Source organism: Bradyrhizobium sp. USDA 4538 (genome assembly GCF_024171045.1).
In the GTDB taxonomy this organism is placed as follows: Bacteria; Pseudomonadota; Alphaproteobacteria; order Rhizobiales; family Xanthobacteraceae; genus Bradyrhizobium; species Bradyrhizobium australafricanum.
Map to the genome: position 1 here is coordinate 7,753,669 of NZ_JALJZE010000001.1, position 12,852 is coordinate 7,766,520.

A 12,852-nucleotide genomic window follows, 5' to 3' on the forward strand; every position below is an offset into this window, starting at 1 on the left:
CGACATGACCGCAACCAGCGGCATGCCGCCGGCCCTCAACGTGATCACGCTGGCGACCTTCGCGGCGAGCTTGTCGGTGCGCGCGCTCGATCCGGTGCTGCCGCATGTCGCCGAGGATTTCGGCGTCAGCATCGCGACCGCGGCGAGCTTTGCCGCGGTGTTCGCCTTCACCTTTGCCGCGGTGCAGCCGGCGATCGGCGCCGCCGCCGATTTGTTCGGCAAGGCGCGGCTGATGACGATCTGCCTCGGACTGCTCGGCGTTGCCAACATCCTCGGCGCGCTCTCGACCTCGTTTCCGATGCTGTTCGTGACCCGCATCCTCGCCGGCATCGGCTCGGGCGGCGTGTTTCCGGTGGCGCTGTCGCTGACCAGCGATCTGGTCGGCCCGGACAAGCGGCAGCTTGCGATCGGGCGAACGCTGGCGGGCTCGATGACCGGCAATCTGCTCGGTGCGACTGCATCCGGCCTGATCGGCGACTTCCTCGGCTGGCGCGGCGTGCTCGCGGTGCTCGGCGGCCTCGTGATCGTCGTCGCGCTGGCGGTTGCAGCCGGCTTCCGCGGCGCCGCGCTGAACCGTCCGCCGCGCACCAGCCTGAAGGCGCTGCGCCACGGCTATCGCACCATCTTCACCAATCCTAACGCCCGCATCTGTTACTCGGCGGTCTTCATCGAAGGCTGCTGCGTGCTCGGGCTGTTTCCCTTCATCGCCTCGTTCCTGTTCGAGCTCGGCGAGACCTCGCTGTCGATCGCCGGCATCGTGATCGCGGGCTTTGCGATCGGCGGATTGCTCTACACGCTGACGGTGTCGCGCCTGCTGCCGTGGATCGGGGTGAGGGGCATGATGGTCGTCGGCGCGACGCTGGTTGCGATTCAACTGGTCGGCGTCGCGTTCGGGCCGCACTGGAAGCTGCAGATGGCGGGCCTCCTGGTGATGGGCCTCGGCTTCTACATGATCCACGGCTGCCTGCAGGTGTTCGCCAGCGAGCTGTCGGTCGAGGCGCGCGCCACCGCGCTGTCGCTGCACTCGTTCTTCTTTTTCATGGGCCAGACCGTCGGCCCGATCGCTTACGGCTTCGGCCTGCAACACGTCGGCAAGACCGCGACGTTGGTGTCAGCTGCCGCCGTGATGGTCGTGCTCGGCTTTATCTGCGCGCGGTTTCTGCGGCAGACCAGGCCCGCCGATGCGCAGACAACCTAGGCGTCCACGGGCCCACCGGCGGTGGCAGACACAACATGCAGGGAAGCGGGGTGCAGCGTCAGGATGACGCATTCGCAGCAGCGTTCGGACGACCGCGCATGGCATGAGGATTGCTTATTTCTCGCCATTTGAGGTGAGAGCGTGGACGTCCAGACTGGCTGGCCTATTCGAGGGAATGCGGACGTCAGGACAACGGGATATGGCACCGAGCCTCCACTTCAGCGTTTTCTGGCCTCCTGCCACCAAGAATTCAAATCGGACAATTCCGGCGCGCTCGCCGACTACATTCCGGAGCTGAATCGGGCCAACCCGGCGCATTTCGGCATCAGCCTCGTCACCATCGATGGCCATGTCTACGAAGTCGGCGACAGCGCCGCTCCTTTCACCATCCAGTCCGTTTCGAAGGCGTTCGTGTTTGCGCTGGCCCTCGATCTCGTCGGCGAAGCGCGCGTCGCGTCGGCGATCGGCGTCGAGCCGAGCGGTGAGGCATTCAACTCGATCCGGCTGACAAACGACAACAAGCCGTTCAATCCGATGGTCAACGCCGGCGCGATTGCCTGCTCCGGGCTGATCCACGAGGTCGATGGCCGCGCCGCATTCGAGCGCATCCGGGACAAGCTCGGCCAGTTTGCCGGCCGCGAACTCGACGTCGACGACGCGGTCCATGCGTCGGAGACGGCGACCGGCAACCGCAATCGCGCGATCGCCTGGCTGCTGCGCAACTACCTCGTGCTGCAGGACGGCGTCGATGCCGTGCTCGATATCTATTTCCGGCAATGCGCAATTCTCGTCACCGCGCGCGACCTCGCGGTGATGGCCGCAACGCTCGCCAATCGCGGCGTCAATCCGGTCACCGGCGTCCAGGTGGTGACGCCGCATGTCGTCGCGCGCACGCTGTCGGTGATGACGAGCTCGGGCATGTACGACTATGCCGGCGAGTGGATCTATCGCGTCGGAATGCCCGCCAAGAGTGGGGTCGGCGGCGGCATCGTCGCAGCGCTCCCGTCGCAATTGGGGCTCGGCACCTTTTCGCCGCTGCTCGATGGGCACTTCAACAGCGTGCGAGGCCTGAAGGTTTGCGAGGCGCTGTCGGCGCGATTTGATCTGCATATGCTCAACCGCAGCGGCGACGTCCGCACCTGCATCATCGCCGACTACGACATCTTCGGCATCACCTCCCGCCGCAGCCGCCAGCCGCACGAACAGCAGATCCTCGATGACCGCCACAGCGACACCCGCGTCATCGAGCTGGTGGGGGCGCTCAACTTCGCGTCGATCGACTACGTCACTCGCCGGCTGTCCAGCGAGCCGCCCGGCGCGCCGCTGCTGATCCTAGATTTCCACCGCGTGCCCGACATCACGGCAGCCGGCGCCCAGCTGCTGGCTGAGAAAATCGCCACGCTCGGAAATTCCGGTGTCACGACGATCATCTCCGGTGTCGAGACGACGTCGCCGGTCTGGGCCACGATCCGCGCGCAGATCGAAGAGCCGAAGCGGTTGCGGCATTTTCCGCTGCTCGACGACGCCGTTGAATGGGCCGAGGATCAACTGATCTACCGCTATGGCGGCTTCACCGAGACCAAGGAGACCGCCCATCTCGGCGAGCAGGCGCTGTTGGCCGATCTCGCGCCCGAGGAGATCGCTGCGCTCGCCGAACTCTCGACGCCGCGCCGCTACGACGCCGGCCAGCGCATCGTCGTGGCCGGCGAGCCGGCCAATTCGTTGTTCTTCCTGCAAAGCGGGATGGTGAGCGTGAAGCTGCCGAGCGGCGTGCGGCTTGCCTCGCTCGGGCCGGGGATGGAGTTCGGCGAGATGGCGATCATCGAGAGCCACCGCAGCGCCGACGTCTGGGCGGACACGCCGGTCAAATGCCTCGAGCTACCGATCGACAGCTTTGCCGACTATCGTCAACTCCACCCGCAGATTTCGATGAAGATCATGCGCAATCTTTCCGCACTGCTGGCGCGCCGCCTCATCCTCGCCAATGCCAAGGTCGATCTGCTGAGCGCCTATTGAGACGCCGGATCAGCCCCGGCCTCGATAGGGCGCGACGCCCTGATCGGGAACCCAGATGCCCTTCGGCAGCCGGCCGGTCTGGAAGAACACGTCGATCGGGATACCGCCACGCGGATACCAATAGCCGCCGATCCGCAGCCATTTCGGCTTGATTTCCCCGACGATGCGCTTCCCGATCATGACGGTGCAATCCTCGTGGAAGGCGCCGTGATTGCGGAAGCTTGCCGCATAGAGTTTCAGCGACTTAGATTCCAGGAGCCACCGGCCCGGCACATAGTCGAGCACCAGATGGGCGAAGTCCGGCTGGCCGGTGATCGGGCAGACCGAGGTGAATTCCGGGATAGCGAAGCGCACCAGATAATCCGTGCCGGCCTGCGGATTGGGGACGCGGTCGAGCACCGCCTTGTCCGGGCTATCCGGCCAAGCGACGGCACGGCCGAGTTGCAGGGTTTTCTTCGCCATGGGCCTCATCCTTGTGGGAGCGGCCGAAATGAACGGAAGCAGGCGGTTCGTCAACCGTCCGCGTGCGGGGGCAGGGTGCTACGCGGGCGCGGCAGTCTGGATCAGGACCAAGCGGTCTTGGCCGGATTCACAGCCCCAGACCTCGCCGGGCCGGCCATCGAGTTGCCGGACATTCGCGCCGGCGCGGTCGCTCGGAAAGGCGTTGAAGGTCGCGCCCACCGGATCGAAGCGCATGATCGCGTTGGCCGAGAAATCGGTGAGCCAGACCTTGTCCTTGTCGTCGACATAGACGGCATAGGTCCGTGGATTGCTGCCGGGCAGCTTCCAGGCCCTCCACGTCCCGTCGGCGGGATCGTGCACCGACACGTTGCCGCTGTTCCATTCGCTGACCCAGATCCGCCCCCGCGAATCCGACCACACCCGTCGCGCGCCCTGTTTCGGCGTCGGCGGCTGGACCACGCTGGCGTTGCCGGTCGCAAGGTCAATCCGTGCGATATAGCTGCCGGCAAGCGAGGCGTACCAGATGTCGCCGTTTGGGGTCACGGTGATGCCGTAGGGGCCGACGCCGCGCGGTGCCTCGAACACCTTCATCTCACCGGATTTCGGATCGAGCCGGCCGTAGAAGCCGGACTGGCCGGTGAACCAGTAGACGCCGCGCTTGTCGAACACGCCGGTATTGAGATTGGCGTCAGCGGCTTTCTCAGGCAGGCGGAACAGCGTCACCTTGTGGTCGCCGGGGTCGACGCGGGCGATCGCATTCTGCCCGCCCTCGGTTACCCATGGCGCGCCGTCGGGGCCGATCGTGACGCCGTGCGGGGCCGCACCCTTGCCGAGGCTGACCAGCTTGAACGCACTGTCGCGCGGATTGAGCCGGCCCAGCGCACCGCTGCGCTGGCCCGTGAACCAGACGGTGCCATCGGGCGCCGGCGTGACATCGTGCAGGCCGGTCCCGGCGTCGACGTTGAAATATTTCACCCGGAACGGCGTCTGGGCATCCTGCGCCTGCGCTCTCTTGGTCAAAATCGCGGCAGTGGTAGAGGCGAGAAACTGGCGACGGTTCATTGCGTTATCCCGGCTTCGTGAAACAATGGGCCAGCACGCGAAGGTAATCCCCGACAGCATAAACCCACCACATTGCACCGTCAGACGGGCCGGGCGGGCGGGCCGTTCACATTTGCTTGCGCGCCGTGTATGACGCGGCGCATCAGCCAACCCCATATCGAGAAAGAGCACGTCATGACTGACATCGTCGACATCATCGGCCGCGAAATCCTTGATAGCCGCGGCAACCCCACGGTCGAGGTCGATGTGGTGCTGGAGGATGGGTCAATCGGTCGCGCGGCCGTGCCGTCGGGCGCCTCCACCGGCGCGCATGAGGCGGTGGAACTGCGCGACGGCAACAAGGCGCGCTATCTCGGCAAGGGCGTCGAGAAGGCGGTCGCCGCCATCAACGGTGAGATCTTCGAGGCGCTCAGCGACCAGGCGGTCGAGGAGCAGGTCGCGATCGACCAGATCATGATCGAGCTCGACGGCACGCCGAACAAGAGCCGGCTCGGGGCCAACGCCATCCTCGGCGTCTCGCTGGCCTGCGCCAAGGCCGCCGCCGAATCCTTCGACATGCCGCTGTATCGTTATGTCGGCGGCACCTCGGCGCGGACGCTGCCGGTGCCGATGATGAACATCATCAATGGCGGCGTGCATGCCGACAACCCGATCGACTTCCAGGAGTTCATGATCCTGCCGGTCGGCGCCACGTCGTTCGCCGAGGCGCTACGTTGCGGTTCGGAAATCTTCCACACGCTGCGCGGCGAGCTGAAGAAGGCCGGCCACAACACCAATGTCGGCGACGAGGGCGGCTTCGCGCCGAACCTGCCGTCGGCCGACGCCGCCCTCGAGTTCGTGATGAATGCGATCGGCAAGGCCGGCTACAAGGCGGGCGACGACGTCGTGCTCGGCCTCGACTGCGCCTCCACCGAATTCTTCAAGGAAGGCTCCTACGTCTATGGCGGCGAGAACAAGACCCGCTCGCGCTCCGAGCAGGTGAAGTATCTCGCCGATCTCGTCGGCCGCTATCCGATCGTCACCATCGAGGACGGCATGTCGGAGGACGACATGGACGGCTGGAAGGAGCTGACGGATGCGATCGGCAAGAAGTGTCAGCTGGTCGGTGACGATCTGTTCGTCACCAACGTCACCCGGCTTGCCGACGGCATCAAGAACGGCCGCGCCAATTCGATCCTGGTCAAGGTCAACCAGATCGGCACGCTGACCGAGACGCTTGCGGCGATCGAGATGGCCTACAAGGCCGGCTACACCGCCGTGATGTCGCACCGCTCCGGCGAGACCGAGGATTCCACGATCGCCGATCTTGCGGTCGCCACCAATTGCGGGCAGATCAAGACCGGCTCGCTGGCGCGCTCCGACCGTACCGCCAAGTACAATCAGCTGCTGCGCATCGAGCAGCAGCTCGGCACCCAAGCGAAATACGCGGGCAGGGCGGCCTTGAAGGCGCTGGCGTAGCGCCCCAACTTGATCGGGATCCAACACACGCAAAACGGGAGGTCGGGATGAGCGACGGCAAGAGCGGTCTGCAACTGCGTTCGCTGCTCAAGAAGAATGGCGAGCTCGAGATATCGCTGGTCAATGTCCCGACCCCCGAGCCCGGGCCCGACGAGGTCGTGGTCCGGGTCGAGGCGACCCCGATCAATCCGTCCGACCTCGGTCTTTTGATCGGCCCGGCCGACATGTCGGCCGCCAAGGTCTCCGGCAGCAAGGAATTGCCTGTGGTGACTGCGCGCGTGCCGGAAGCGGCATTGCCGGGCCTCGCCGCACGGCTCGACGAGTCCATGCCGGTCGGCAATGAAGGCGCCGGCGTCGTGATCAGGACTGGTTCATCGGATGCGGCGAAAGCGCTGATGGGCCGGACGGTCGCGATGATCGGTGGCGCGATGTATGCGCAATACCGGACGTTGCGCGTCAACGAATGCCTGCCGCTGCCCGACGGCACCACGCCGGCGGAAGGCGCGTCCTGCTTCGTCAATCCGCTGACCGCGCTCGGCATGACCGAGACGATGCGGCGCGAGGGGCACAAGGCGCTGGTGCACACGGCGGCGGCATCCAATCTCGGCCAGATGCTCAACAAGATCTGTCTCAAGGACGGCATCGGCCTCGTCAACATCGTGCGCAACAAGGAGCAAGCCGACATCCTGCACAAGATCGGCGCCAAGTATGTCGTCGATTCCTCCGCGCCCGATTTCATGGACAAGCTCACAGGCGCGCTGGTCGAAACCGGCGCCACCATCGCCTTCGATGCGATCGGCGGCGGCAAGCTCGCGGGCCAGATCCTGGTCGCGATGGAGACCGCGATCAACAAGACCGCCAAGGCCTACAGCCGCTACGGCTCGAATGTGCACAAGCAGGTTTATGTCTATGGCAGCCTCGACACCCGCTCGATCGAATTGCCGCGCGGTTTCGGCATGGCCTGGGGCGTCGGCGGCTGGCTGCTGTTCCCATTCCTGATGAAGATCGGTCCGGAGGCCGGCAACAAGCTGCGCCAGCGCGTGGTGGCCGAATTGAAGACGACTTTCGCCAGTCACTACACCAAGGTGGTGTCGTTGCAGGAGACCCTGCAGCTCGACAACATCGCCGTGTACAACAAGCGCGCGACCGGCGAGAAATTCCTGATCAACCCGAACAAGGGCTGAGGATCGAAACGCAAGGGCCGTCCCGGAAGGGACGGCCTTTTTGCTTTGCATAGACCAATTCCGCGAAACGCTGCGTTTCCGGAATTGGACGATCCATGCACTTGCATCTTTCTTGGTGCGCCGGTAGGTGAGGGCCACCAGTTTCACGCGCAATCCGAGGGGAATTTGCTATGGCCTATAACATCGTCACCATCGTCGGCAGCATCCGCAAACAGAGCTTCTCGCTCAAGATCGCCAATGCGCTGGCCAAGCTTGCACCGGCGTCGCTGAAGCTCGATGTGACGACGCTTCAGGAAATTTCCTTCTTCAACCAGGACCTCGAGGCCGCGCCGCCGGCGGACTGGCTTGCCTTCCGCGAGAAGCTGCAGAAGTCGAACGGCGTGCTGTTCGTGACCCCCGAATACAACCGCTCGATCCCGGGCGTGCTGAAGAACGCCATCGACGTCGCCTCGCGGCCCTACGGCAAGAGCTCGTTCATCGGCAAGCCGGTCGGCATCATCGGCAATTCGCCCGGACCGCTCGGCGGCGTCAGCGCGGTGAAGCACCTGCAGAACATCCTGCCCGGCATTTCCGGCCCGATCCTCGGTCAGCCGGAAGCCTATCTCAACGGCGTCGGCGATGCCTTCGACGACAACGGCGAACTGACCAAGGAGTCGCTCAAGGGTGTGCTGCAGCAGTATCTCGACGCCTTCGCGGCCTTTATCGAAAAGCAGAACCGCTGAGCAAGAGTCCCGTTCCGAATGAATCGGAACGGGCTCTGAACTTGCTTTGACGCGTTGTCTTCACGCGAACCGGCATCCACTTCGTTCGAAAACGCTCTGGTTCAGCGTTCGTTAACCCCATGGCCGCATGCTCGCGGCCATGGTTTCCCGCACACGCCTCAAATCGATTCTGACCGGGCTCGCCCTCTATACGCTGGCGGCGCTGATGGTCGGCTATTTCGGCGTCAACGCCTACACCGGCAAATACGGCTTGAACGCGCGGCAGGAGCTCGATCAGGAGATCATCGCGCTGACTTCCGAACTGGCGCGGCTGAAGAAGGAGCGGGCCGAGGGCGAGCAGCGGGTGTCGCTGCTGCGGTCGGACCGGGTCGATCCCGACATGTTGGACGAGCGCGCGCGCTTCCAGCTCGACTACGCCAATCCGCGTGATCTCGTTCGGATCAACAAGAACTGACGCGTTCTCAAATTTCAAAATCACTCGCGCGCTATCACAAAAATGTCGCGCTGCGCTGCAGTGCGGCATAGCAAAATTCCATCGGGCGAACGCAATCCTTCCAAGGCGATTTGAGTTGGGTTAGAGAGGGTTCTCCGACTTCTCTCACCCGGAATTGCCATGGCCGCACCCAAGAAAAGCGTCGCAAAAGAATCAGGGCAGGAGAAGGCCGGCTCTCCCCCCGAATTCACCAAGGAGCAGGAGCTCAAGGCACTGCGGGACATGCTCCTGATCCGGCGCTTCGAGGAGAAGGCCGGTCAACTCTACGGCATGGGTGCGATCGGCGGTTTCTGCCATCTCTATATCGGCCAGGAAGCGGTCGTGGTCGGCATGCAGATGGCGCTGAAGCCGGGCGACGAGGTCATAACCGGCTACCGGGACCACGGCCACATGCTGGCCTGCGACATGGAAGCCAAGGGCGTGATGGCCGAATTGACCGGACGCCGCGGCGGCTATTCCCACGGCAAGGGCGGCTCCATGCACATGTTCAGCAAGGAGAAGCACTTTTATGGCGGTCACGGGATCGTGGGCGCGCAGGTCTCGCTCGGCACCGGCCTTGCGTTCGCCAACCGCTATCGCGGCAACGATAACGTCAGCGTGACCTATTTCGGCGACGGCGCGGCCAACCAGGGCCAGGTCTATGAAAGCTTCAACATGGCGGAGCTGTGGAAGCTGCCGGTGATCTATGTGATCGAGAACAATCGCTATGCGATGGGCACCTCGGTGTCGCGCGCATCGGCCCAGCAGGATTTCTCCAAGCGCGGCGCCTCCTTCAACATTCCGGGCAAGCAGGTCGACGGCATGGACGTGCGCGCCGTCAAGGCCGCCGCCGATGAGGCCGTGGCCTGGTGCCGCGGCGGCAACGGTCCGATGATTCTGGAGATGCAGACCTACCGCTACCGCGGCCACTCGATGTCCGATCCGGCGAAGTACCGCACGCGCGAGGAGGTCGAGAAGGTGCGTCACGACCAGGACCCGATCGAGCAGGTGCGCAACCGCTTGCTGGGCTCGGGCGCCAGCGAGCAGGACCTGAAGGCGATCGACGCCCAGGTGCGCGAGATCGTCAACGAGGCCGCCGACTTCGCGCAGCACGATCCGGAGCCGGATCCAGCCGAGCTCTACACCGACATCTACCGCTGACCCCACCCGCGCAGACGAATCTCAAGACCGATTTCGGGAGCCGATATGCCCATTCAAGTGCTGATGCCTGCGCTGTCGCCCACCATGGAGAAGGGCAACCTCGCCAAATGGCTGAAAAAGGAAGGCGAGACCATCAAGTCCGGTGACGTCATCGCCGAGATCGAGACCGACAAGGCGACGATGGAGGTCGAGGCAACCGACGAGGGCACGCTCGGCAAGATCCTGATTCCGGAAGGCACCGCGGACGTTGCGGTGAACACGCCGATCGCCACCATTCTCGTCGACGGCGAGAGCGCCGCCGACCTCGCCAAGGCGCCGGCTGCCCCAGCGCCGCAGCCGAAGGCCGCCGAGGCCGCGCCGGCCGAAGCCAAGGCGGAAGCGCCGCAGCCCGCGGCGAAGGCGCCGGCCGCGCCCGCGACCGAGCCACTGCCTGATCCGGAAATCCCCGCGGGGACCGAGATGGTCACGCAGACCATTCGCGAGGCGCTGCGCGATGCGATGGCCGAGGAGATGCGCCGCGACGGCGACGTCTTCATCATGGGCGAGGAGGTCGCGGAATATCAGGGCGCCTACAAGGTGACGCAGGGCCTGTTGCAGGAATTCGGCGCCCGCCGCGTGATCGACACGCCGATCACCGAGCACGGCTTTGCCGGCGTCGGCGTCGGCGCGGCGATGGCGGGCTTGAAGCCGATCGTCGAGTTCATGACCTTCAACTTCGCCATGCAGGCGATCGACCAGATCATCAACTCCGCCGCCAAGACGCTCTATATGTCCGGCGGCCAGATGGGATGCTCGATCGTGTTCCGCGGCCCGAACGGCGCCGCCGCGCGTGTCGCCGCGCAGCACAGCCAGGACTACGCGGCGTGGTACTCGCAGATTCCGGGCCTCAAGGTGATCGCGCCGTATTCGGCCGCTGATTACAAGGGCCTGCTCAAGGCCGCGATCCGCGATCCCAATCCGGTGATCTTCCTCGAGAACGAGGTGCTGTACGGCCACACCGGCGAGGTGCCGAAGCTGGCTGATTTCGTGGTGCCGATCGGCAAGGCGCGGATTGCCCGCGCCGGCAAGGACGTCACCATCGTCTCCTGGGCGATGGGCATGTCCTATGCGCTGAAGGCTGCCGACGAACTCGCCAAGGAAGGTATCGAGGCCGAGGTCGTCGATCTCCGCACCATCCGTCCGATGGATACCGAGACCATCATCAACTCGGTGAAGAAGACCGGCCGCGCGGTGACGGTCGAGGAGGGCTGGCAGCAGAGCGGCGTCGGCTCCGAGGTCGCCGCGCGCATCATGGAGCACGCCTTCGACTATCTCGACGCGCCGGTGGCGCGCGTCTCCGGCAAGGACGTGCCGATGCCCTATGCCGCCAACCTCGAAAAGCTCGCTCTGCCCTCCGTCGCCGAGGTGGTCGCCGCCGCCAAGGCCGTATCCTACCGGTAACGCCGATGGCCGGTCCCAAGGAGCAGCCGCTGCCGCCTGACGTGATGGGCCGCGACGACGCCATCGAGGTGCTGCGCGCCTTCGTCGTCGATGGCGGCCTGTCGATCGCGTTCCAGCGCGCTTTCGAGGAGCCGGACATGTGGGGGCTGATGCTGGTCGACATCGCCCGCCATGCCGCACGCGCCTATGCGCGCGAGAGCGAATACACCGAGGACGAGGCGCTCGCGCGCATCGTCGAGATGTTCGAAGCCGAAATCGCCCGGCCGACCGACATGGGCCAAACCAAACCGCGGTCGCAACAAGGTCACTGACAATGCCGATCAATATTCTCATGCCCGCGCTGTCGCCGACGATGGAAAAGGGCAACCTCGCCAAGTGGCTCAAGAAAGAGGGCGACAAGGTCAAGTCCGGCGACGTGATCGCGGAGATCGAGACCGACAAGGCGACGATGGAAGTCGAGGCGGTCGATGAAGGCACGATCGCCAAGATCCTGGTGCCCGAGGGCACCCAGGACGTGCCGGTCAACGACGTCATCGCCGTCATGGCCGGCGACGGCGAGGATGTGAAGGCGGCGGCCAGCGCCGGAGCGGGCGCCGCACCGGCCGCGAAACCCGCCGAGGCGCCGAAGCCCGCCGCGCAGGCCGCGCCTGCGGCGGCTCCCGCACCGGCTGCAGCGCCTGCGCCGAAGCCGGCCGCCGCGCCTCAGGCCGCCGCACCCGCCGCGCAGGTCAACGGCCACGCCCGCGTGTTCTCGTCGCCCCTGGCGCGCCGGTTGGCAAAGGAAGCCGGCATCGATCTCGCCCGCGTCACCGGCACCGGCCCGCATGGCCGTGTCATCGCGCGCGACGTCGACGAGGCCAAGTCCGGCAAGGGCCTGAAGGCGCCGGCGGCAGCGCCCGCCGCGGGACCGAGCATCGCGCCGTCTATGTCGGACAAGCAGATCCTCGCGCTGTTCGAGCCGGGCTCCTACGAGGTGGTGCCGCATGACGGCATGCGTCGCACCATCGCGCAGCGTCTCACTGCCTCGGTGCAGAACGTCCCGCACTTCTATCTCACCATCGACTGCGACATCGGCAAGCTGCTCGCCGCGCGCGAGGAGATCAACGCCGCAGCGCCGAAGGACAAGGAGAAGAAGCCGCTCTACAAGATCTCGGTCAACGACTTCGTCATCAAGGCGATGGCGGTCGCGCTGCAGAAGATTCCGAACTGCAACGTCAGCTGGACCGAAGGCGGCATGCTCAAGCACAAGCATTCCGACGTCGGCGTCGCGGTGGCGATGCCGGGCGGCCTGATCACGCCGATCATCCGCAAGGCCGAGACCAAGACGCTCTCGACCATCTCCAACGAGATGAAGGATTTCGCCGCCCGCGCCCGCGCCCGCAAGCTGAAGCCGGAGGAATATCAGGGCGGCACCACCGCGGTCTCCAACCTCGGCATGTACGGCATCAACCACTTCACCGCCGTGATCAACCCGCCGCATGCCTCGATCCTCGCGGTTGGCACCTCGGAGGAACGTCCGGTGGTGCGCGGCGGCAAGATCGAGATCGCGCACATGATGAGCGTGACCTTGTCGTGCGATCACCGCGCGATCGACGGCGCGCTCGGCGCCGAGCTGATCGGTGCCTTCAAGCAGCTGATCGAAAACCCCGTGATGATGATGGTGTGACAGGCATCCGC

12 protein-coding genes are annotated in these 12,852 nt (G+C 65.1%); 10 read left to right on the plus strand and 2 right to left on the minus strand.

Annotation, left to right across the window (positions count from 1 at the left end):
• The first annotated feature begins 4 nt into the window (after positions 1–4).
• Together J2R78_RS35615 and glsA are read left to right on the plus strand one after the other, a co-directional pair.
• Complete coding sequence (locus tag J2R78_RS35615; protein WP_253590183.1) at positions 5–1,198, plus strand: MFS transporter; 1,194 nt, start codon at positions 5–7, stop codon at positions 1,196–1,198.
• A 165-nt stretch (positions 1,199–1,363) separates the two neighbouring features.
• Positions 1,364–3,214: a glutaminase A gene (glsA, locus tag J2R78_RS35620; RefSeq protein ID WP_253610007.1), complete on the plus strand. Its 1,851-nt coding sequence runs from the start codon at positions 1,364–1,366 to the stop codon at positions 3,212–3,214.
• 9 nt (positions 3,215–3,223) lie between these two features.
• On the opposite strand, the gene queF is transcribed toward glsA, so the two are convergent.
• Together queF and J2R78_RS35630 are read right to left on the minus strand one after the other, a co-directional pair.
• Positions 3,224–3,685 (minus strand): preQ(1) synthase, encoded by a 462-nt coding sequence (queF, locus tag J2R78_RS35625; protein ID WP_210262590.1) that lies wholly within the window; start codon positions 3,683–3,685, stop codon positions 3,224–3,226.
• Positions 3,686–3,754: 69 nt separating this feature from the next.
• Positions 3,755–4,738: a lyase gene (locus J2R78_RS35630; protein ID WP_253608511.1), complete on the minus strand. Its 984-nt coding sequence runs from the start codon at positions 4,736–4,738 to the stop codon at positions 3,755–3,757.
• 174 nt (positions 4,739–4,912) lie between these two features.
• On the opposite strand from J2R78_RS35630, the gene eno reads away from it, so the two are divergent.
• The 8 genes from eno (at position 4,913) to J2R78_RS35670 (ending at position 12,841) form a co-directional block, all read left to right on the plus strand.
• Positions 4,913–6,196: a phosphopyruvate hydratase gene (eno, locus tag J2R78_RS35635; RefSeq protein WP_057016595.1), complete on the plus strand. Its 1,284-nt coding sequence runs from the start codon at positions 4,913–4,915 to the stop codon at positions 6,194–6,196.
• A 47-nt stretch (positions 6,197–6,243) separates the two neighbouring features.
• On the plus strand, positions 6,244–7,380 hold the full coding sequence (locus J2R78_RS35640) for a zinc-binding dehydrogenase (RefSeq protein WP_253608512.1): 1,137 nt from the start codon (positions 6,244–6,246) through the stop codon (positions 7,378–7,380).
• Between the two features lie 170 nt (positions 7,381–7,550).
• On the plus strand, positions 7,551–8,102 hold the full coding sequence (locus J2R78_RS35645) for an NADPH-dependent FMN reductase (RefSeq protein WP_076825467.1): 552 nt from the start codon (positions 7,551–7,553) through the stop codon (positions 8,100–8,102).
• Positions 8,103–8,241: 139 nt separating this feature from the next.
• A complete protein-coding gene (locus tag J2R78_RS35650) occupies positions 8,242–8,556 on the plus strand; it encodes a septum formation initiator family protein (RefSeq protein WP_028339710.1) in 315 nt (104 codons plus the stop codon).
• 159 nt (positions 8,557–8,715) lie between these two features.
• Positions 8,716–9,735: a pyruvate dehydrogenase (acetyl-transferring) E1 component subunit alpha gene (gene pdhA / locus J2R78_RS35655; RefSeq protein WP_253608513.1), complete on the plus strand. Its 1,020-nt coding sequence runs from the start codon at positions 8,716–8,718 to the stop codon at positions 9,733–9,735.
• A 45-nt stretch (positions 9,736–9,780) separates the two neighbouring features.
• Positions 9,781–11,175 (plus strand): pyruvate dehydrogenase complex E1 component subunit beta, encoded by a 1,395-nt coding sequence (locus J2R78_RS35660; RefSeq protein WP_028334064.1) that lies wholly within the window; start codon positions 9,781–9,783, stop codon positions 11,173–11,175.
• Positions 11,176–11,180: 5 nt separating this feature from the next.
• Positions 11,181–11,486: a DUF5076 domain-containing protein gene (locus J2R78_RS35665; RefSeq protein ID WP_018271806.1), complete on the plus strand. Its 306-nt coding sequence runs from the start codon at positions 11,181–11,183 to the stop codon at positions 11,484–11,486.
• 2 nt (positions 11,487–11,488) lie between these two features.
• A complete protein-coding gene (locus J2R78_RS35670; protein ID WP_253608514.1) occupies positions 11,489–12,841 on the plus strand; it encodes a pyruvate dehydrogenase complex dihydrolipoamide acetyltransferase in 1,353 nt (450 codons plus the stop codon).
• The last annotated feature ends 11 nt before the right edge of the window (positions 12,842–12,852 follow it).